At 58.5% G+C, this 20,622-nt stretch carries 15 protein-coding genes; 10 read left to right on the top strand and 5 right to left on the bottom strand.

Annotation, left to right across the window (positions count from 1 at the left end; translation table 11 throughout):
• Together HJW02_RS08290 and HJW02_RS08295 are read left to right on the top strand one after the other, a co-directional pair.
• The coding region (locus HJW02_RS08290) for a hypothetical protein (RefSeq protein WP_208050629.1) at positions 1–1,880 on the top strand (1,880 nt) is incomplete at its 5' end.
• Positions 1,877–2,404: a hypothetical protein gene (locus tag HJW02_RS08295; protein WP_102726592.1), complete on the top strand. Its 528-nt coding sequence runs from the start codon at positions 1,877–1,879 to the stop codon at positions 2,402–2,404. The genes HJW02_RS08290 and HJW02_RS08295, both read left to right, overlap by 4 nt.
• A 335-nt stretch (positions 2,405–2,739) precedes the next feature.
• On the opposite strand, the gene HJW02_RS08300 is transcribed toward HJW02_RS08295, so the two are convergent.
• Positions 2,740–4,737, bottom strand: a complete 1,998-nt coding sequence (locus HJW02_RS08300; protein ID WP_102721961.1) for a beta-N-acetylhexosaminidase — start codon at positions 4,735–4,737, stop codon at positions 2,740–2,742.
• A gap of 237 nt (positions 4,738–4,974) precedes the next feature.
• Here HJW02_RS08300 and HJW02_RS08305 point away from each other — a divergent pair, with 237 nt between their 5' ends.
• Complete coding sequence (locus tag HJW02_RS08305; RefSeq protein WP_146018241.1) at positions 4,975–5,763, top strand: hypothetical protein; 789 nt, start codon at positions 4,975–4,977, stop codon at positions 5,761–5,763.
• 43 nt (positions 5,764–5,806) lie between these two features.
• Here the strand turns inward: HJW02_RS08305 and HJW02_RS08310 are convergent, their stop codons facing one another.
• Positions 5,807–6,406 carry a M15 family metallopeptidase gene (locus HJW02_RS08310; protein WP_102721893.1) on the bottom strand — a complete coding sequence of 200 codons (600 nt, stop codon included), beginning with the start codon at positions 6,404–6,406 and terminating at the stop codon, positions 5,807–5,809.
• Positions 6,407–6,607: 201 nt separating this feature from the next.
• On the opposite strand from HJW02_RS08310, the gene HJW02_RS08315 reads away from it, so the two are divergent.
• From HJW02_RS08315 to HJW02_RS08325, 3 genes are all read left to right on the top strand, one after another.
• Complete coding sequence (locus HJW02_RS08315) at positions 6,608–8,398, top strand: chloride channel protein (protein WP_180971086.1); 1,791 nt, start codon at positions 6,608–6,610, stop codon at positions 8,396–8,398.
• A 197-nt stretch (positions 8,399–8,595) separates the two neighbouring features.
• Positions 8,596–10,122 (top strand): sigma 54-interacting transcriptional regulator, encoded by a 1,527-nt coding sequence (locus HJW02_RS08320; RefSeq protein WP_102721960.1) that lies wholly within the window; start codon positions 8,596–8,598, stop codon positions 10,120–10,122.
• The gene (locus HJW02_RS08325; RefSeq protein WP_022397733.1) at positions 10,119–11,012 is read left to right on the top strand and encodes a squalene/phytoene synthase family protein; all 894 of its coding nucleotides are present in this window, start codon (positions 10,119–10,121) and stop codon (positions 11,010–11,012) included. The genes HJW02_RS08320 and HJW02_RS08325 overlap by 4 nt, the downstream gene beginning before the upstream one ends.
• Position 11,013: 1 nt before the next feature.
• Here HJW02_RS08325 and HJW02_RS08330 read toward each other — a convergent pair whose 3' ends face one another.
• The 3 genes from HJW02_RS08330 to HJW02_RS08340 all read right to left on the bottom strand — a co-directional run bounded on the left by HJW02_RS08330 (position 11,014) and on the right by HJW02_RS08340 (position 14,295).
• The gene (locus tag HJW02_RS08330; protein ID WP_102721891.1) at positions 11,014–12,591 is read right to left on the bottom strand and encodes a glycoside hydrolase family 75 protein; all 1,578 of its coding nucleotides are present in this window, start codon (positions 12,589–12,591) and stop codon (positions 11,014–11,016) included.
• A complete protein-coding gene (locus tag HJW02_RS08335) occupies positions 12,588–13,433 on the bottom strand; it encodes an SDR family oxidoreductase (protein ID WP_240454347.1) in 846 nt (281 codons plus the stop codon). The genes HJW02_RS08330 and HJW02_RS08335 overlap by 4 nt, the downstream gene beginning before the upstream one ends.
• 439 nt (positions 13,434–13,872) lie before the next feature.
• Positions 13,873–14,295: a hypothetical protein gene (locus tag HJW02_RS08340; RefSeq protein WP_022397736.1), complete on the bottom strand. Its 423-nt coding sequence runs from the start codon at positions 14,293–14,295 to the stop codon at positions 13,873–13,875.
• 192 nt (positions 14,296–14,487) lie between these two features.
• Here HJW02_RS08340 and HJW02_RS08345 point away from each other — a divergent pair, with 192 nt between their 5' ends.
• The 4 genes from HJW02_RS08345 (at position 14,488) to HJW02_RS08360 (ending at position 20,589) form a co-directional block, all read left to right on the top strand.
• On the top strand, positions 14,488–18,024 hold the full coding sequence (locus tag HJW02_RS08345; protein ID WP_022397737.1) for an ATP-binding cassette domain-containing protein: 3,537 nt from the start codon (positions 14,488–14,490) through the stop codon (positions 18,022–18,024).
• Between the two features lie 226 nt (positions 18,025–18,250).
• Positions 18,251–18,817, top strand: a complete 567-nt coding sequence (locus HJW02_RS08350) for a hypothetical protein (RefSeq protein WP_022397738.1) — start codon at positions 18,251–18,253, stop codon at positions 18,815–18,817.
• Between the two features lie 123 nt (positions 18,818–18,940).
• Positions 18,941–19,960, top strand: a complete 1,020-nt coding sequence (locus HJW02_RS08355; protein ID WP_022397739.1) for a hypothetical protein — start codon at positions 18,941–18,943, stop codon at positions 19,958–19,960.
• Entirely contained in the window at positions 19,957–20,589 is a 633-nt protein-coding gene (locus tag HJW02_RS08360) for an ABC transporter ATP-binding protein (protein ID WP_022397740.1), read from the top strand. The genes HJW02_RS08355 and HJW02_RS08360 overlap by 4 nt, the downstream gene beginning before the upstream one ends.
• Positions 20,590–20,622 lie beyond the last annotated feature (33 nt).

The following is a 20,622-nucleotide window of genomic DNA, read 5'->3' on the forward strand; positions in this document are numbered from 1 at the left end:
ACGGGCTGCCTTCCAATATCTGCAATGTTCTGGCCTGTACGGAAAAAGACCAGGTGCTGGTAGGCACCTGGTCCGGCCTGGCGTACAGCAACGGCATCAGCTCCTGGCGTTTCTTGCGCGGCCGGGATTATGCCCGGAAGAATAGTAATCTGTATGGTTCCGCTGCGCGGAAGACGGCCGTTCCGGGTGAGGGAAATGCCAAAATGCTGTCGGAAGACTTCGTGTCTTCCATCCTCCGGCAGGGAAAGGATATTTTCATCGGCTACCGGACGCAGGGAGTGGACGTGCTGGATGCCGAAAGGATGACGGTGCGCCGGAGAATCAGGAAGGGACTGGAAAATACGGATGTCCCCTCCCTGCTGGCGCTGAAGGACGGAAGTGTCTGGGCGGCGACGTATGGGAAAGGGCTTGTCAGTCTGAAAAAGGGTTCCCTGTCTTATCAACTGGACAGGAAGCAGCAGGACGATGAGATTCCGTTCCCGTCCCCGGCCCGGATGGAAGACCCTGCCGCAGTCCTGAAGAGGCTGGAAAAGCTGGGAGCGGATGCGCATGCGGGGAAGAGCATTGTGTTCCGCGGGGAGGACTGGTCCACGAAGGGGGACTGGTGCGGGAGGTACGGCCTGACGCGCGCCACGCTGTGCGCCACGAATGCCCCCATGAGCAATTCCGAGTTTAAGGCCAAGACCGTGTCGTTCCGAACCCTTTCCTCCGTTCCGGGTTATCCCGGATACCAGGGGGCCGTGTCTTCTTACTGGATCCAGGGATTGATGGGGCTCAACCGCAACAAGGGGGATGCCCTGCGCTGGTGGGTGCATAGCATCAAGGAGAATGATAACCGCAACATTCTTTTCGATCCCACGGATTCCGTGCGGACGGAGGCGGAGTGGGACGACCACGGGGAAGTGTATCCGGGCTTTGTGGACGGTCCCGACATTTGGACCGTTGTGGAAGTGCCGGAGGGCGTCCATGAAATAGCCCTGTATTTCTATAATCCCAACGGTTATCTTTCCAATGAATCCAGGCGGGATTACGTGGTGGAAGCCAGAAGGCATCCTTCCACCTCCTCCCTCGTCTTCCAGTTCAACAATGTGGGAGACCTCGCGATAGGGGAACAGAACAAATGGGGGAAAATTCTTACCGCCGCCATGGAGCAGTGGTATTCCTTCCCGGTGGAAGCGCGCACGCGCGTTTCCAGATTTGCGGGTTCCGGGGTTTATAAGAGGTTCATGTGCAGGAAGGGGGGAATCTACCTGTTCCGTGTTTGCCGCAACGGTTCCTTCAATACCATTTTAAACGGCGTATTCGTGAATGAAAAGATTCCGTGGGAAATCCGCATGCCGGAGGAACTGCCCTATTATGTGGCCGGCCAGCTCGCGGGCATTGTTCCCACTCCAGAGAGAGTGAACGGAGCCACCCTGGGGCAGAGGGAGAAGGCCGTGTGCAAGCCCCTCTATGAGCTGCAATACACGCGCAAGTACCTGACGCCTGCGGCGTGCAGCCTTCAGAACAGGTATATTCTCTCCCTGTGGCGGCAGGCCCGGGAGAACCGGGCGGAGGGCGGCTGCCTGGCGGATTGCCTCCAGTGGGAAGCCAGAGTCAGTGACGACCGGGTAAGGGCTTCCTTTGATGAAACCATGAAGCGCTCATGGGACCAGAGCCAGATTTATTACATCGGCAACCGGTCCCGGGATTTCATGCCTAATGCTCCGGGCACCGTTCCTTTCTCCCCCAGGGAACTGCGCCTCATGGCCAAGCTGCGCATCGACTGGCGGCAGTACCGGGACGATGCGAAAAATCCTCCTGAAAAAACTGTTCAGGAAATGAAGGAATTCCTCAAAAAGGAATTATTAAAACAACAACAAACCAGAAAACAACAATGAATAAAATTGCCTGTGCAATTATGGTTTCTCTCTCAGGGACCTGCTTCCTGAAAGGGGAAATAGCTCCGCCGGAAACGGAGTGGAAAGGGGCGCGCCTCATTTATGAAGGGGTCTCCATCCAGAACGAGGTGACTCTCCCTCAAAAGGGGGTCATGTACCATGATGAGGATAAATTATCCTTCAACATTACAAATGCCACCATCGAGATGACTACCAGCCTCTCCAAGAAGCCGCAATGCGGAAAGGAGTGGTGCTACAAGGGCATCAGCCACATCATTATCAAATATTGTGGTCCGATCGCCGAGCCTGATGACGGAGGGACCATCTACTTCGAGCCGACCTACAATCATCACGTTTGGTTTGATAATGACAAGTATGGACAATGGGGAATTATGTTCTCCAAAGTTTATATCATCACCCGCATCAAAAATGCGAATATCGAGGATACCAAAGACTATGGCATCAGCGGGGAGGACGGAAGCATCTTTTTCCAATACGTGGAAAAGATGATGGCTGAAATGTGAGCTGCGCCCGGTTTCCGCGGATGAAGATTATCGTCCGCTGATTCCGGTCATTCAGGCGCCGGAGGTCTGCAAGTGAGGGCCTCCGGCGCCTTTTTAATGCAACCGGAACCCGGGTTGCGCAGCTCCGGGTGAAGGCGGCAGCAATTCCGCTCTGCTTGATGGAAGGTACGGGCTTCCTGTTCGTGAAAGGCACCCTGTGCCTGGGAAACCTGATGGGATTGAAAAAGAACAATGCCTGGGAAGGATAGTCCAAGCGGCAGTATCCCGGTTGCTGAAACAAAAGCCGGAGGGCATGAAGCCCCTCCGGTTTTTGTTGCGGGTTGATTCAGCAGTTTTTAGGGCGCTTCACAGTACACCGTTCCGTAGGAGTCGCTGCCTCCGGCCCCCTTGAATCTGGCCTTGACCGTGTAGGATGCCCCTTGCCTGGCTTCCGGAACGTTCAGGATGTACTGGATATTTTTCTGATCGGTACCGCTCCTGCCCGAATGAGCGTCCCGGGCAATTTCCTTCTCACCTTCATACAGGGCCACGGATTCGATTTCAATGGCGTGTGCCCCCTTGTCGTAGAGCAGGGTCACGGTGTATTTGCCGGGAACCTTGACCAGTTTGGTGACGTCGAACGAATGCTCCTGTCCGGACAGGTCGTCAGGCGTCCATGTGCCGATCTGCGGCGTGTTGAAAAAGTCGGACTTGTCTATCCGGTTGATCACATCCCCGGCGTACTTGATGCCCATCAGGTCCATGCGCCCGCTATATTCCTTCAAGCGCTTTTTAAAATCCGGGAAATCCTTTTTCCCGGCAGGTGTCCAGCCCACTTCCGCAAAGGCGCAGGCCCGGGGGAATGCCTGGTGGTGGAGGCGCTCCGTATTGGCAATCCATTCCGTCCATACCTGCGTCCCCAGCCCCTTGACCCTGGAATGGTACTGTTCCTCCAGGCCCGGGAAAATGGGCTCGAAGCCGTATGCCTTTTGCAGGGAAATTCTGCCGTAGCTGTAATCAAGGTAAGTGGAGCTGTGGAGGGAATTGATGACCTCATGCCCGTCCTTGATGGCGTTTTTAGCCAGGTCCGTATTCCCTTTCCAGAAGTGGATGACGGCGTTCGTGTCCAGTTTGGTTCCGGCTTTGCCTCCGCCGTCCCCGTTGACGTCATGGCCGTAAATCTCATTCCAGCCCATCATGCGGCGCCCTTTTTTGGCGACGATGCCGGACATGCGGTTGGTGAAGTACATCTGGACGTCCGCATAACTCTTCATGTTGTTCTTTTTCATGAACGCCTCAATTTCCGGAACGTCCTTCCATTGCTGGGCATAGCGCACTTCATCGCCGCCGATATGGATGATCCTGCTGGGGAACAGCGCTACGACTTCATCCAGTACGTCGGACAGGAAGGCATAGGTCTTTTCCGAGGTAGGGTCAAAGGCCGTGTTGACGATGAACGTGGTGGGCACTTCCCTGGGTGATTTCAAGCTCAGGAACGGGTACGCTGTGGCAGCCGCGCTGGCGTGGCCCGGCATTTCAATTTCAGGGACGATGGTGATATTGCGCCGGGCCGCGTATTGAACGATGTCCCTGATCTGCTCCTGGGTATAAAAGCCTTCATGCGGCGTGCCGTCGGACTTGCCGCTGTTCCACGTACCGGTTTCGGATTCCCTGCGCCTGGAACCGATGGTGGTCAGACGGGGATACTTCTTGATTTTAATGCGCCATCCGACGTCGTCCGTCAGGTGCCAGTGCAGGATGTTCATTTTCAACAGGGCCATCTGGTCGATGATCTGCTTGATGGCTTTTTCACCGAAAAAGTGGCGCGCTTCATCAATCATCAGCGCACGCCAGGAGAACCGCGGGTAGTCCACCATGTTGAACGGAGCTCCGGAAATATTCCACTGGACGGCGGATTTGTCCGCCTTCCGGTCGTGGAAAATGACGGGCATCATCTGGATCAGGCTTTGCCCGGCGTAAAAAATGCCTTTGGCATGGGCGGCTGAAAGAATGATTCCCCTGGGGGAGGATTGGATGGAGTAGGCTTCCTCCCCCTTCGCGGCCAGGGCCGGGTCCTTTTTAATGATGATGCAGGCGGCATTCTCCGGTGCTTCTCCGGGCGTTTTAAGGGGGAGGGGCAGTCCGGTTCCTTCGCCGAGCATCTGTTGCAATTGCCTGGCGCGGTTCAGGAAAGCCTTGTCCTGCGTCGCGGTAATGATGGCGGACGCCGGCGTGAGCTGGGCAGGCTTCCCGTGGAACACCGTGATTTCTGCCGGTTTCGGGATAATTTGTTCTTGCGAAAATGCCGCGGGAAGGCAGGCGGACAGAACGAGCGCGGGAATAAGGAACTTCATGAATACGGTCTTGTATACAAATCCTGCTGACACAATCTTTCAATGGAGGTTTGTTTTTTGGCTCTGGAGGCTGCATATTGTTTTTTCCATGGTGTCCCATTTTCAGAAGGCATTTTATCCGGCTGCGGGCGGAGTATCGGCTTGCAGTAAAAAACGGAGCGGGAGTACAACATGGAAGGATGCCGTCCTCGTCCGGATGCGCCGCCCCAGAAAACGCCTGTCCAACCATAAATGAATATGAAAACGAACACTGCGACTCAACTATTGCTGGCGGCCTGTGCGGGTGTGCTGTCATGCCCCGGCGCCTGGGGTTCCACGACGGTTTGCCAGGATCAGTCCTACTACCTGAAGACCGCCTGCCCCCATCCCCTTTCCCTGGCCGGCCCCACGGATGACCGGGTTTATCTGCGCTTCCAGACGGGATGGGCCAGCAAGTACGAGTGCGAGGGTCTTGACCTGTGGGACGGCTCCCTGTGCATGTTCGTTCCTGAAATACAGTACAAGGAATGGGTGGGGAAGATATGGTACGGCGTTTCCACGGACCACCGGAACCATGCGGAATTAAAGTACCGGCTGGATTACATCAAGGAGCTGGGGAACTGGACGGTGATGCCCTGGTATGAGCACAGCTTTGTTTTTCCGGGGGACAAGGGCATCCCGCGCCCCGGCCTGAAGACGACCTATCATTTTTCCGACCGCTGGTTCGGCGGCACGGACCTCTACTGGCAGTATAACAATCATACGTTCCGCGGCTATTACGCCGTGTTTGCGGGGCTGCACGAGGAGATCGCGGATTGCGTGAGGGTGGATGCCGTGGTGCGTTACGGCTACAACGGGGGGTACGTGGGCCCGGTAGTGCACCACGGATCCAACGCCCTGGATTACAACCTGAGTTTTACCTTCCGCGCTACCTCGCGCCTGACCGTGGAATTGTTCACCAACTACAGCCAGGCGCTGACCGTGGTGAAGCAGAGGGACCTGGGGGATGATTTTTATTACGGCATCAACCTGAAATATACGTTCTGACGCCCGGGCCGCTCCGGTGCCGCCTGGGGGCTTCCGCGCACTTTCACGGCCTGGCGAACTGGAAGTGCATCCAGTCGTAATTTCTCTCGCGTCCCAGGGAAAAGGCCCCCTCCTTTTCCACGATGGACCAGAAGGCATCGTATTCCGGTCCGGAAAAGACGGCTTCCGGCGCGCTCATGTACAGGGTATTGCGTTCGGGGTCCATGTCTATCGCAATGCCCCACGCGTGCAGGGACGGGCGGGAGCCTCCGCGGATGGGGCGGTTGTTGAAGCAGCCTCCGTAAACGTCCAGCCGCAGTTCGCGGATGCGCTCCATGCCGTAATGTTCCAGCGTTCGCTGGAAAATCCTGGTGAGCGGCACGGCGATGAAACGGTGGCAGGTAATGGACGCAAGCTCCGTGTCCGGGGACCAGGACGGCCTCAGCGGATAGGGCAGCGGAACCGTGACCAGGGAGGCCGGGTCCCCCGGCTGTCCGAAGATGGAATGGCCGGAAAGCACTTCCCGTTCCGCGGGCCAGACGGAGGCGGGATGTTTGAGGCCGTACAGCTGGCTGCCTGAAATGACGCAGGCAATCAGCAGAAGCGCCTGCTTCCGGAGGCGCGGGGATAGCCGTGGCGGAGGTTGCGGCGTGCGGTCAGGCATGGGAAAAGGGGTTGGGGTTCTTCCGGTGTAGCAGGTTTCCGGCGCGGTGCAAGACCTTTGCCGGGCAGGCGCCTTCTCCGGAGGGAACGGCCTTCCGCGTCTTGCGGCCCTTCACGGATGAAGCACTGCAGGTATTTTCTGCGGCATCGAACATCCGGAGGCGTTTTTTTGTCACAATGGAATAATATTGCCGCTTTGCCCATGAATTCTCCATCCCCCCAGCCCCAGCCGCCGCCGGATTCCGTCTGGTACGGGTGGATTTTAAGGCTGTTCCATCATTGGAAGGTGGGGGAAAGGCAGGTCACTTACGTGTGGGCCGTGATCGTGGGGGTGGTGGGCGCCAGCATGTCCCTGTTTTTTGAGTGGACGGTGGAAGTGATTCAATGGCTGCTCACGGGCATCTGGTCGGATTCCCGCGTAGGCACCTTTTCCCAGGTGGAGCCTGAGTGGCGCATGTTTATTCCGGTGGTGGGCGGCCTGGCGGCCGGCTGCATCCTGCTGTTCCTGAAAAAAAGGATGCCGGGACAGGCCACGGAATACATGGAGGCCATGTCCATCGGAAACGGGCTGATCAAATTCCGGGCGTCCGCCCTGAAGGTGTTTTCCGCGGCATGGAGCATTGCTTCCGGAGCGGCCATCGGCAAGGAAGGGCCTATCATCCAGTCCTCCGCCCTGATCGCGTCCGCGGTGGGGCAGCGGCTGCACGTGTCCATTCCGCGGCTCCGGCTGCTGGTCGGCTGCGGGGCGGCGGCCGGGTTCACCACGGCGTTCCATGCCCCCTTTGCCGGGTGCCTGTTCGTGAGTGAAATCATCATCGGCACCGTGAGCATGGATATTCTGGCGCCTCTGCTGATTGCCTCCTGCACCGGGTTCGCCATGCTGCACCTGCTGGGGGATCCCGCCCCGCTGTACAGTTCCCCGTTTGAAAGCTTTACCGTCTTTTCCCAGTCCCTGTGGTGCATTGCGCTGGGAGTGGCGGCCGCCGTGGCGGCCAGGGGATGGGTCAGCCTGCTGGATGTAGCTACCAGGTATTTGAACGGCCGCCAGTCCCTCCTGCCGCTGCGCCTGATGGCCGCCGGACTGGTTGTGGGGGTGCTGGCGGTTTTTTATCCGGAGGTGGTGGGCAACGGGCAGGCCCTGATTACCGGGCTGGTGGATGAGGATTACAGCACGCAGCAGGCGTTTATCCTGCTTCTGGTGAAGGTGTCCGCCGTGGCGATCGTGTTCGGCTGCGGTACGGTGGGCGGAGCCATGACGCCCACGCTGTACGTGGGAAGCATGGTCGGGTTTATTTTCAGTACGGTCCTGACGTCTCTGGGCATGGAGGGCAACCATACGGTGGCGTATGCGATGGTGGGAATGGCGGCCTTTTTTGCCGTGGCGGCCCAGGCTCCCCTGACCGCGCTGGTGATGGTGGTGGAGTTCTCCATGAGCGGGGAAATGATTTACCCGCTCCTGATCGGCGTGGTGAGCGCTTATGGAACGGGGCGGCTGATTCGCGCGCGGTCCATGTATGCCGCCAGCCTGTCCGGCAGTCCGGAATCCGTGGTCAACCTGCCCATGGCGCAGGTCCATGTGCATGACCTGGCTCGCCATGTGGTGCCCCAGGTGGCGCCGGACGCTTCCCTGGACGACGTTTCCTCCCTGATGCTGCGGAATCCCGGAGACCTGATTTTTGTGGTGAAAAAGGACGGGACTTATGAGGGTGCCATTTATCCGGATGACTTTCTGGCTGTCCGCCGGCAGATGGAGGAGAAGGGGAAGAGCCCTCCTCCCACCGCCGGGGAGCTGATCCGCGCGGGCGCCCCCGTGCTGGACGCCGGCACCCATCTGACGGATGCCCTGAAATTGTTTGAACAGACCCATCTGCCCGCCTTTCCCGTGGTCTGGAAAAATACCGGGCGGCTGGATGGCGTCCTGTACCGCAACGCGCTGTTCCAGGTCATCACGGAAATGATGAAAAGGGAGTCCGGCGGAGACGTGGGCATGTGAAACGGGAGGAAAGAGGCGCCATGCATTACAATTTTGTAAACTTCTTTTCTCCTTCGTTCATAACATCATCAAAGTTAAGTACTAGAACGTTACCTTCATTTCCCGCGGCAGCTTTTTCCCCGGCTGCATGACGGTGGAAGAAAAAGTAGTTGGTCTGCCAGGACCGTACGGTTAATATTCGCCCAGCCCCGGACTTCATGAATGAAATAAACAAGTCACCGGATTTGGAAATGGTCGTGCTACAGGAAATCAGCTCCGCCATTGTCAATGAACGCAACGGCACGGCGCTGCTCCGGCATATTCTGGACGTGCTCTACCGCCGCATGAAGATGCTGCGCGGCACCTTCACCATCCGCCGCGGGAATGATCTGATGATAGAAGCGTCCCACGGCCTGGACGAGCAGGAGATGAAGCGCGGCCATTACCATGTGGGGGAGGGCATTACGGGCCATGTGGCGGAAACGGGGAGGCCCCATGTGATTGAGGACATTTCCCGGGATTCCAGGTTCCTGAACCGTACCCGTACCCGCAAGAGCGGGGAAAAGGTGGCGTTCATCTGCGTGCCCATCATTCATTTGCAGCAGGTGATCGGCACCTTGAGCATTGACCGCCCCGTGGACAGGGAAACGGACCTGGAACGGGACCAGAAGCTGCTGGAGATTGTGGGCAACATCGTGGGGGACGCGCTGGCGGCCAGCCTGCAGGCGCATGAGGAACGGGCGGCCCTGATGGCGGAGAACGAGAAACTGCGCCAGCTTTTAACAACCAATCCGGGCGAACTGATCGGCAACTGCCGCCCCATGCTCCAGGTGTATGAACAGATACGCCAGGTGGCCCCCAGCGACGCTACGGTGCTGATCCGGGGCAGTTCCGGAACGGGGAAGGAGCTGGTAGCGCGCGCCGTAGTGAACCTGAGCGGCAGGAAGGACAAGCCGCTGGTGACGCTGAACTGTGCGGCCATGCCGGAAAACCTGCTGGAAAGCGAGTTGTTCGGCCATGAAAAAGGCTCCTTCACCGGAGCCACCAGCCGCCGCATCGGCCGGGCGGAGGCGGCGGACGGAGGTACCCTGTTTCTGGATGAAATCGGGGATTTGAGCCTCCAGATGCAGGTGAAGCTGCTGCGCTTTCTTCAGGAAAAGACTTTTTCCCGCGTGGGGAGCAACAGGGAGCTTCATTCCGACGTGCGCTTCATTGCCGCCACCAGCCGCAATCTGGAGGAATTGATGGCGGAAAACAAATTCCGGGAGGACTTGTACTACCGGCTGAACATTTTCCCCATCGTCATGCCGGACCTCTCCAAGCGCAAGGGGGACATCATGCTGCTGGCGGAACACTTTCTTTCCAAGTTCAACCTGAAATACGGGAAAGATATCAAGCGGCTGTCCACGCCAGCCATCAACATGCTCATGGCCTACCACTGGCCCGGCAACGTGCGGGAGCTGGAAAACTGCATGGAGCGTGCAGTCATCACGGCGCAGGACGACTGCATTTACGGTTACAACCTGCCCGCCTCCCTCCAAATGCCCAGCCATGACGCCCCGTCTTCCCGTGACGGAGAGGACCATGCGGACTTGCCGACGATGGTGGATTCCTTTGAACGGGAATTGATTGTGGCCGCACTGAAACGCTCTCCGGGCAACATGTCCGCAGCGGCGCGGGAACTGGGCATTTCCCCACGGGTGCTCCATTATAAAATGCACAGGCTGGGCCTGCAAAAATCATGAAAGGACTTCGTCAGCTTCTGTCCGCCGTTTCCCGGTCCTTTTATTTGAGCATGCGCTTCCTGCCCCGGGAGATGCGCCCTGGCGTGGCCGTGGGCTATCTGCTGGCGCGCGCTACGGATACGGTGGCGGATACCGTGGACATGGATTGCCGGGAACGCCTGGCGCTGCTGAGGATGATGGGCGCGACGGTAGCCGGGGACGCCTCCCGGGAGGCCGCCGCCTCCTGTTTTGGCCGTCTGGGCATTCTTTCCACCGTCCAGACGCACCGGGGGGAGGCGGAGCTGCTGGCCCGTTTCCCCGAATGCCTGGCGCTGCTGGAAGCCCTTTCCCCCCGTGAGCAGATGCTCGTGAGGCAGGTGCTGTCCACCATTGTGGAGGGGCAGGCCTGGGATTTGGAATATTTTGAAGCCCGTTCCTCGGTTTCATGTCCCGAACAACTGGAGCATTATACCTACATGGTGGCCGGCTGCGTGGGAGAATTCTGGACCAGGCTGGGCCTGCTGGCGCTGGGATCAGGCTTCAGCACGCAGCCGGAGGACCAGCTTTTACGCTGGGGCAGGCACTACGGCATGGGGCTGCAATTGGTGAACATTCTGCGCGACCGGGAGGAAGACCTCTCCCGTGGAAGAAGCTATTTGCCTACTCCCGATGTTCAGCCGTGGCTGGACCGGGCGGAACGCTGGCTGAAGGAAGGCGTGTTTTATGCGGAATCCCTCCGGAACGGGCGGCTGCGTTTTTCCACCGTGCTGCCCGCATGGCTGGGGCTGGATACGCTGGAACTGCTCCAACGGCAGGAACAGCCGGGGACAGGAAAGGTAAAAATCACGCGCGGGAACGTTTATTCCCGCATGTGGAAGGCCTTTCTCTTTTCCTGGAAGGAAGCCCTGTAGCCTACGCGGCGGTTTTGCCGGGTTCCGGAGCGGGCGGAGTGACAGGGGAGGCTGCCGGCGCCGCATTTTCCGCCGGGGCATCCGCCTTCTTCTGGCCGTTCGCAGGTGTTTCCGCAGGATTGCCGCTCCCTTGTTTGGGCGCGGGGGGAGCGGGCGGCGGCTTGGGCGCCAGCAGGTCCTCCCACTGGTGGAGCTTGAAATCCTTTCCCATGCCGCCGATGTCATGGAGCAGCTCCTGGCATTTGGCTGTAAGCTTCTCGTAGTCGGGCGGTCCGGCTTCCGGATCCGCGGAACCGGGGAAGATCAGGTAGCTGACTACCAGGTCGGAAACGGGACGGCTGTAAGGCCCCGCCTTGGGGTTGATTTCACGGCTCAGGCGCAGGGAGCCTTCCCCCGTCTTGTAGCGCGGTCCGGCGTCTCCCACTAGGGCCGGGTACAACTTGTCCCCCACGATGACGACGGCGTAATCCCCGAACTGCGGGGAAAAGGGAGAGGATTGGTTGACCACTCCCAGCGGGACCACGATGAACGGATCGTATTCCGAGATCAGGAAACTGTAGCGCTTCAATTCTTCAATGACCCGTTCCGCGTGGTCTATCTTGCGGCGCAGGGCCGGTTTTTCCGCGGCGGAGGCTTTTTCCAGCGTCTTCTTGTAGGAAGCCAGCCTCTGCTGCCAGGGCTTGAGGAGGGGATTGGGCTTGTCCGTGCGCTTCTTCCAGCGGTAGGAAGTGCTGGGCTGGTAGAAGGAGCTTTTCAGGATTTTATCCGGCATGGTGGACAAGCGGTCCCCGTCCGAACCGTCGGAAACAACGTCCATTTCACTCTGTAGCCAGAGGAGTTTTCTGCCCGTATCCGGATAGGTGGTTTCCAGAATCGTCTCCGTATCGTAGTAATTATGGCGGTCCAGGAGCTTGAGCAGGGAGGCCAGGTTCTTGCGGATTTCCGTCTGCTTGCGGACGTAAATCTGCCCGTAATAGGGGGAGACCCGCGCATGCTTGAACAGGGTGGACAGGCCGGGAAGCATGGTTCCCAGCTTGGGGTTGATGTTCAGGATGTCCTCCTTCTTTGTCAGGGCCTTGGGCTGCTTGACGTTCAGGGTGAGGGTCATCTGGTAATTGCTTTTAGTCTCCCTGTCCCTGGAAGCCAGGGTGCCGGGCTGGAAATTGACCTGCGTTTTCAGGTTCAGGCCGCGTGCCAGTTCGTAGATATTCGTCATGGCTCCCTCCGCGGGCTTCGTGGGGAGGACGGGCGGGAAGGGGGGATACTGCACCGGGGGGAGGGCAATCGTGCGCTCCGGCGTCCAAGGCGTGGTCAGCCGTGAATCTTCAGGTTCCTTTCCGGAAACGGATGGAGTAAGGGGGGGCGCAGGCTCTTCCTGCCCTGGCTGTTCCGCAGGGATGGATTCATGCGGCGGATAGGCGCCGGAATCCGGGGGCGCCTGTTCGGGTTCCCCTTTCAGGGCCCGGATAATCTGGGCCGGATACGGTGTGAACAGGGATGCCGCCATGGCTGCCAGGCAGATGCAGACTGCAAGCTTGAACCAGGTGAGGCGGGGTGTTCCGCGGCGGTGTGCTTTCATGATGCTGAAGAAGGTGAATCGTTGGGGGCAGGAAGGACTTTCCGGGGACGCCTGCCCATGAAAAAGCGGATCAGCACCAGCGGGGCAATGCTCAACAGCAGGGCCGCCAGCCGTATCTTCATGCCGGGGAAGACACGTGCGCGCCCGCGGGACAGGGCGCGGAGGCTGTCTTTCACGACGGTTTCAACGGACGTATCAAAGGCGTTGCGGCCCGGCATCATGTTTCCGGTAAAGCCGGGGCGCCGGGCCGCTTTTCCGAAGCCCGTGGAAACCGGGCCGGGGCAGACGGCCAGCACGCGGATGCCGTGTTCGCGCAGTTCCAGCCGCAGCGCTTCCGACAGGCTGGAAACATAAGCCTTGGTGGCCGCATAAACGGCAAAATCCGGAATGGGCAGGAGGGCTCCCAGGGAGCTGAGGTTGATGATGTCCCCGCCGTTCCGTTTCATGGAGGGGATCAGCGCATGGCACAGGCGGGTGAGGCTTTCCACGTTCAGGCGCAGCAGGGCGCGGATTTTTTCCCAGCGGCCGTCCGCGAATTCTCCGTAATCCCCGGCTCCCGCATTGTTGATCAGCAGGGTTCTGCCCGGAGGAAGGCTGTCCAGATGTGAAACGAGCGTGTCCAGGGAAGCTTCATCCGCCAGGTCGCAGGGAAAGACGGAGGCGCGCAGGCCGGGGTGGCGTTTTTCCAGCGCGGCGGCAAGCTGGCGCAGGACGTCCCCGTTCCGGGCAATCAGCACCAGTTCCGCCGCATGAGGGGCCAGCGTTCCGGCAAAGGCTTCCCCGAATCCGGACGATGCGCCCGTGATGATAATCCTGTCGTACTGGAGGCGTGGGGTTTGCATGGCGGGTGGGAGCGGTTCGTATCATGGTCAATCCGGTGGGGAACCGCAATGAAAAAGGGGGCTGGAGAACGCAAAAAAGGCGCACCTCCTTTCTTTCCAAAGAGAAAAGAGGGCTGCGCCAACCATGGCGCTTCCCCACCCGGCGAAAGCCTGCCTGCGCTCTCCCGGGAAAGAGGGACTCCCGGCCCTCATAGCCATGTCCGGTTAGTAAAAGAGAAAAATGAGCCTAGGTTCCGCTTTGAAAAGCTTTTCAGTACGAAGGCCGGAAAGCCACCTCCGCTCCCGGGGGGAAGGCTTTGTGAGCGAACCGGCTTTCATGGGAACATGGAACCGGTGGTTTTCATCTCCCTCCTTCGGGCAGACGGGGGCTCCATGCACCCCAACAAAAAACCGCCTGCCGGGTGAACGGGAGGCGGTTTGATGAAAAAGAAGATTATTCTTAGGCCTGGGGAGCTTCTTCCTGCACCTGCACCACGCGGAAAGGCACGCGGGAGGCCAGTTCGCCGTCAACCGTCAGGTCGATGGAGTAGTTGCCGGGCTTTTCAAAGCGCAGGCCCTGGAAGTTCATAATCAGGTTGCGGGTGAAGAAGGAGGCGCCTTCCGGGAAAGCGGGCACCGGGAAGTTGATCTTGATGGGCATGCGTTCCTTGTCCAGCGGCGTGCCGTCGGCGTCAACGATGCTCAGGCCCAGTTCGTGGGTGCCTTCGTCTTCAGGAGTGAGGCAGATGCGCAGGGCAACGGCGCAGACGGGGTGCACGACGGGGAACTGACGGGCGACCAGGGAGTCAAAACCGCCCTGGATGCAAAGCTTGCCCTGGTAGTCGGCGGCGAAGTCACAAAGAGTAGAAACTAAAATATCCATGTTGTGATAATGTTGATGTATTTGGCTCGCTTTCGCATGGAAAGCATGAACATTGGACAGAACTATACTTCCTCCAGACCTATTGCAAGATAAAGCTGTAGAAAATATTGTCATTTCTCCGTGAAATTCCGGTTGCGCTTGAGGTAGGCCGGGAATCCCTGTACTACTGGTTCCGGCAACGCGTTCCCTGGCATGATCCGATGGTTTTTTGACATACCCTCCAAGCTGATTCACTGGAGGCTGAATCTGGTCAGGACGCTGGGCGCCTACGTGCCGTGGCTGCGCCGGGACGACGGTTCCATGAAAGTGCATGCCGGCACGCTGGTGGACCTGTTTGCCACCATTCTGAGCGGGCGCCGCCACTTGAGCGCGCGCGACGCGGATGCCGCGCTGGACATTCTGCGCTACACCTTCCCGGAAGTGGAGCACCGCTGGCTTTCCAACCGTTTCGAGCGTTCCATGCGGGCCAATCTGACGGTGGCGGATGTGCTGGCTTCCGCCGCCTCCGGCAGGGACGAGACGGAGCGTATGGCGATTGCGCTGGAAGTGCTTTCCCTGCTCATCAACACGGGAGACCCCCGCATGACCGGGGAGCTGTTTGACCAGGTGACGTACGGCCTGGAACTGCCGGGTACGGCAAACCACTTGAGGCAGCTTCTGATGACGCCGGACGTGGAGGCCCAGGAGCCGGCGTACAGCGTCGGTTTTTCCTCCGGCATTGGTGCGGAGGTATCCCTGCCGGAACAGGACAAGGGCATTTCCTTCCGCCTGATCCGGTGTTCGCGCCTGGTGCTGGTGGTGAATGACGGCTCCAGGCCTATTGTGGTGCGCGGCCGCCACCTGCCGCCCGGCGGGGTAATGCCGCTGACCAACGGGCAGGTGGTGCTGCTGCCGTCAGGTCCGCTAAGCTTTGAAGACTTCGCGTTCTTCCTGGATTGCAAGCGTTCCGGCAAGCAGGAAGTATGCTATATTTCCCTGGACAACGGCGCCCTGCAAATCAGCCGGGTGCGTTCACGGGCCAGCGAGGTGCGCGTGAACATGGGGTTGGCGTGCAGGGTGGAGGTTCTGAGGCCGGAAGTGGAATTCGTGGTGGACGGGCGGCGCCTGTACCCCGGTGAGAACGTGCGCATGGCCTACTATTCCTCCTTCACGCTGGACGGGGAGGGGCCTTTTTCCATGGGGGAGGTGCAGAACTCCATGTCGGACATCGGACGCCGCTTCCGCCTGGACCCCGGGACCCGCAAGCTGCGCGTAACCAACCTGCCGGAAAAGGCGCGCAAGGGGGACATGCTGCTGACGCCGGGTCTGGCCGCCGGAGTGGTGCTGGAGGTTTCCTTTTCCAGCGCCACCAATTCCGGCTGGCTGGAAGTGGTGGAGGCTTCCATGCCCCTGCTGCTCAATGGCAGGCCCGTGCGGGGAAGGGTTTCCTTGCGCGACGGGGACGTGGTGCACCTGAACGCCTATCACGCCTTGCGCTGCCGTTTTTCCGCCGGGGTGCTGGATGAAGAATACCACGCCATCAGAACCCTCAGCGTGGAGGGCGTGACCAAGGAATTCATGCGTTCCGGCCGTGTGCTGGACAACATTGACCTGACCGTGAAGCGCGGAGAGATGGTCTGCATCCTGGGCCCCAGCGGATCCGGAAAAAGCACGCTGCTCTCCATGCTGGCCGGGCAGCTTCCGCCCACGCGCGGCTGCATCCGTTACAACAACCAGCTTCTGTACAGCGCTCCGGACCTGATCCGGCCCTACATCGCCTTCATTCCGCGGGAGGACATTCTGGATGCGGCCATGAGCGTTTCCGAGCACATCGCCCAGGCCACCATCATCCGCCGTCCGCGCCTGACCCGGTCGGAGCGCGTCAGGCGGGTGAACGCCATTCTGAAATTCCTGGGGCTGACGCACATCGCCTCCCGTCGCGTGGGAGAGATGAATGCGCGCACCATTTCCGACGGAGAGCGCACGCGCCTGAACCTGGGGCTTGACCTGGCGGGCATTGCGGACGTCTTCCTGCTGGACGAGCCCATCAGCGGCCTTTCCACCTCCGACGCCAAGCTGGTCATGCAGACCATGCTGAACATGAGCCGTGACAAGATGGTGATCGCCACCATGCACCGGCCCAGCACGGCCATCCTGAACCAGTTCCAGAAGGTGCTGGTGCTGGACCACGGCGGCCAGATGGCCTACTGGGGGGACGTGCCGGGCATGATGCGCTATTTCCGGAAGGCGGCCGTGGATATGGCCATTGACGTTTCCGAGGAGGCGCGGACGGCCGGCGGCGCGGACTACGTGTTTGAAGTGCTGGAGGCCCCCCTTTCCTGGCATGACCGCCGCAGGCGGCAGCACCCCCGGCTGTGGCAGGAGCGCTTTGAAGGCTACCGATTCCGCAACGTAATGGGGCACCACCATGAAGGAGGGGCGCCCAGAACGTTGTATGAAGGCACGCTGGAATTCCCGCCTGCCCCCCGGCGCAGCGTGATGCAGCTCTGGCGGCTTTTCCGCATCTGGGCCGTGCGCACCTTCCTGGGCCGCGTGCGGAGCCGCATGGGGCTGTACACCATGCTGCTGGAAGGGCCGGTGCTGGCCCTGCTGATTTCCCTGACCCTGCGCGCCTCTTCCAGCCCGGAATACACGTTTGCCACCGCCCTTCACATACCTTCCTATTTGTTCCTGGCGACCATCGTGGCCATGTTCTTCGGCCTGACCGGGGCGGCCAGCGAAGTGCTCAAGGACCGCGCCCTGCTCAAGCGGGAGAGCAACGCCAAGGTGTTCGTGACCGGTTACGTGCTCGCCAAGGCGCTGGTGCTGACGGGGCTTTCCGCCGTGCAGTCCGCCCTCTTCCTGTGGGTGGGGAACGCCATCCTGGAAATCCATGAAATGTTCCTGATCTACCTGGGGACGATGACCCTGACGGCCTTCATCGGCGTAAGCCTGTCCCTGCTGGTCTCCGTCTTTGCCAAAACGGAGCGCGCGGCTCTCAATATGGTGCCCCTGCTGCTGATTCCCCAGATACTGATGGCCGGGGCCATTGTCCACTTTGATGAAATGAACCAGTTCATCCCGTGGTCCGCCCACCGCACGGATGAACACGGGCGCCTCAAGCCGGGCCGCGTGCCGCTGGTGGCGGAATTCTGCCCCCTGCGCTACTCCTTTGAAACGATGGTGGTGGACCAAGCCTCCAAAAACGTATGGGAAAGGGAGCGTGAAACCATTCAGGAGAAAGTGGACGAGCTCAAGGAGCAGCCCCAATTGGACAACAGGGAATTTGAGGAATTCAAGCTGCTCAAGATGGCGCTCCTGCACATAGCCGCCATCGGGGCGGACGATCCGGAACAGGCCAAGGCCGCGGTCCGGCGGGTACGTAGGGCGGCGGTCAACGGCTATGAGAAAAACTACAGGCAGGTGATTGCGGAACTGGAACAGCAGGGGAAGGGCAAGCCCTCCGTTAAATCCTTTTACGTCAATGACCGCATTGTAATGCTGGATGAATCCGCGGAAATCCAGCGCGTCAGCCGTGATACGCTGGACCGCCCGGAAATTTTCCTGGCGCGCCGCCAGCCCCTGCCGTGGGGCAACACGGGGAAGGCTCCGGACGATCCCGGCTACAGCGCGGACGAAGGAACGGTGCCTACCCCCTGGAAGGACTCCCTGCTGCTGTTCCTGATGGGGGCGGCCCCCCTCTTCATCACGGGGCGCGTGCTCAAGCGGCGTTTGGAAAAGGTCAGGTAGGTTGATCATAAGATGATGCTGCTTATGCATGAACGCTGCTGGAAGATGCGGAGAGGGGGTTCCGTATTTCGCGTGTTTTGATGTGCTGGGGAAGATAAACCAGGCCGTCCGTTCTTTTCCCCGGGGGCTTTGAGTCCGCGGAACAGCATGAAGATGCAGATCAATGCAGTTATTTTGTTGACGTTCTCCCAAGAATCACTATCTTGAAAAAAACTCATTTTCCATTATGTTTGCCCGTGTATTTAACAAGTATTCTCTCTCCTTTTTGTCTCTGGCGGCAGTGTCTGCCGGGCTCCTGTCCTGCGGAGGCAGCGGCGATAGTGGAGAAGGAACCTGTCTTCCCTCAGGCAGCAGGCTGAATATGGTAGTGCCGATTACGGATCAGGTGAACCCGGATAACGCCTCCTCTCTCATCATCCAGCTGGATGGCAATGATACCGACCTTCCTCTGGCGAAGATTCAGGGAGCCGCTGCCGGTACTTCTATTCCCGCCACGACTCACATGGTGTACAGAAGGACGACTGCGGAAAAAGCTTCTCTGGTGGGCAACTTCGTGATTGCTCAGGGCCAGGTCACTTTGCCTGGTCCGATTGTGGTGATTTTCTACGGCTCCGTTCAGGTGAACATGGACATCACATTCAATACCTCTTCAAAGTATGAAACGGCCGAGGGTACGTGTACGGGCAACGTTTCGTTCGTGAGCGGCATTCAGGACGGAGAAGGAGCTATTGTTGCCGGGAACCCCTGGGCGGGAACGGATGGCACGGTGTTCTATTATCCTACCGGTAATTGAGTGGCCCATGAGTCACAGTTTTTATATTCAAAGTGCGGTCGTTCGTGAAGGATGGCCGCGCTTTTTTTTGCAGGAAATATGTTGAAAAATTGGGGAAAATTATGCCTGGTGACATTTTCATGCATGCTGGCGTCTTTTTTGCCGCATGGCTTCGGAACGGAGACTGTTCCGAACGTTCAAGAAGAAGTTCCGGAAACAGCCAGGGACTGCTACATCAATGTATTCAGGGCCAAGGTCGTCCCTGAGAGGATACGTTCTTTTAGCATGCCGGCGGACGGCATCGTCAGCAACTGGATTCCGGCGGACGGCCGCGTTCGGCGGGATACCATCATTGCTACGGTCAATGAGGATGAAATTGAGATGGAGCGGAGGGAGCTGGAGGTCAAGATTTTAAAAGACCGTATCGCCAAGGAGGAGGAACTGTCCGAATTGGAGAAACAATTGGAAGAAATGAAATTTTATTCTTCCCTGTCCAGGGAGGAAAGGCAGTATGCCAGCAAACAGCCGGAAGGCGGCCAACGGGCGGAAAAATCCTTGAAGGACAAGATTGAACTGACCAAAAAGGAATTAGCCATGGTGGGGGACAAGGCCAGATTGGACTTCAGCAAGAAAGAGGAAAAATACATCCTTAAAATGCCCTTTGACGGCAAGCTGCAGTACCAGTTTTCCTTCCCGCGGGACAACAGCGTATCCCTGTATCTGGATGCGGCGGCAGCCATTGCTACCGTTTGTGATGATTCCGCCTATTATATTACCATTTCCATAGCGGATCCTGATTTGACCAGGCTGCCGCCGGAATCATTATATCTGGCTGTTCCCATGAGTGACGGTTCCATGCTGCGGGGGAACTTTGCTTTCAAGCGTGTAGAGAAAAACACTTCCAGCGGGGGGGATTTACTGGCTTATTTTTTCCGCCTGTCTCCAAAGGATCATGACCGGGCTCACGCCATGCTGGGTTCCAATTGCACGGCCAGGCTCTATTATTCTCCTTCCGGAGAGGTGATTCGTCTCAATAAGGTTTTGCTGGCCTCCAGTCCGGAAGGAAGGAAATGTTCCTCCTGGCAGGAACTGCTTGAAAAAACGCATCCGGATATGGAGCTGATCGTAAATGGAGAAACGGAATTGATTGTACGGAAAAAATGAAATTGGCATGTGAATCCGTTTATTTCAGCTACTCGGGAAAGCAATGGATTTTTGAAAACTACAGTAGGCTTTTTTCATCTGGAATCACTATTTTAAAAGGGTATTCCGGATGCGGAAAAACCACGCTGCTGAAACTTTTGGCCGGTTATCTGAAACCCCAGCGCGGAAAGGTTCTTGCTCCCGGCCGGCGTTCTCTCACTGATGCTCTTTATCGCAGGAAGGAAGTAAGTTACATGTTTCAGGGGATCAATCTGCTGCCTCTGGCTACGGTGGAGAGGAATCTTCAATTGTGTGCGGAGATGGCCATGCTGCCTAAAAAACAGTGGACACAAAGAGTGGACGACCTCGTGGAGCGTTTGGGATTGGAATCCCTGCGTCACAAGAAGGCGGGCAGCCTGTCCGGCGGACAGGCCCAGCGTGCGGCTCTGGCCCGTACGCTGATGAAGGATTCAGATATTCTGCTGCTGGACGAACCTACTTCCGGTCTGGATGACAGCAATACGGAGATCATCAAGAAATTGATCAGGGAATACCCGTCCGATAAGATATGCATTTTAAGCACGCATGATTCCCGGCTCTTTGACCTGACTCATGAAATCATTGATTTTAATCAGCCTGTATCTCTTTAAGGATACTCTGCACCGGTGGAGGGAAAGGCCCGC

This window comes from Akkermansia sp. GGCC_0220, from assembly GCF_017566105.1.
Classification (GTDB): Bacteria; Verrucomicrobiota; Verrucomicrobiia; order Verrucomicrobiales; family Akkermansiaceae; genus Akkermansia; species Akkermansia massiliensis.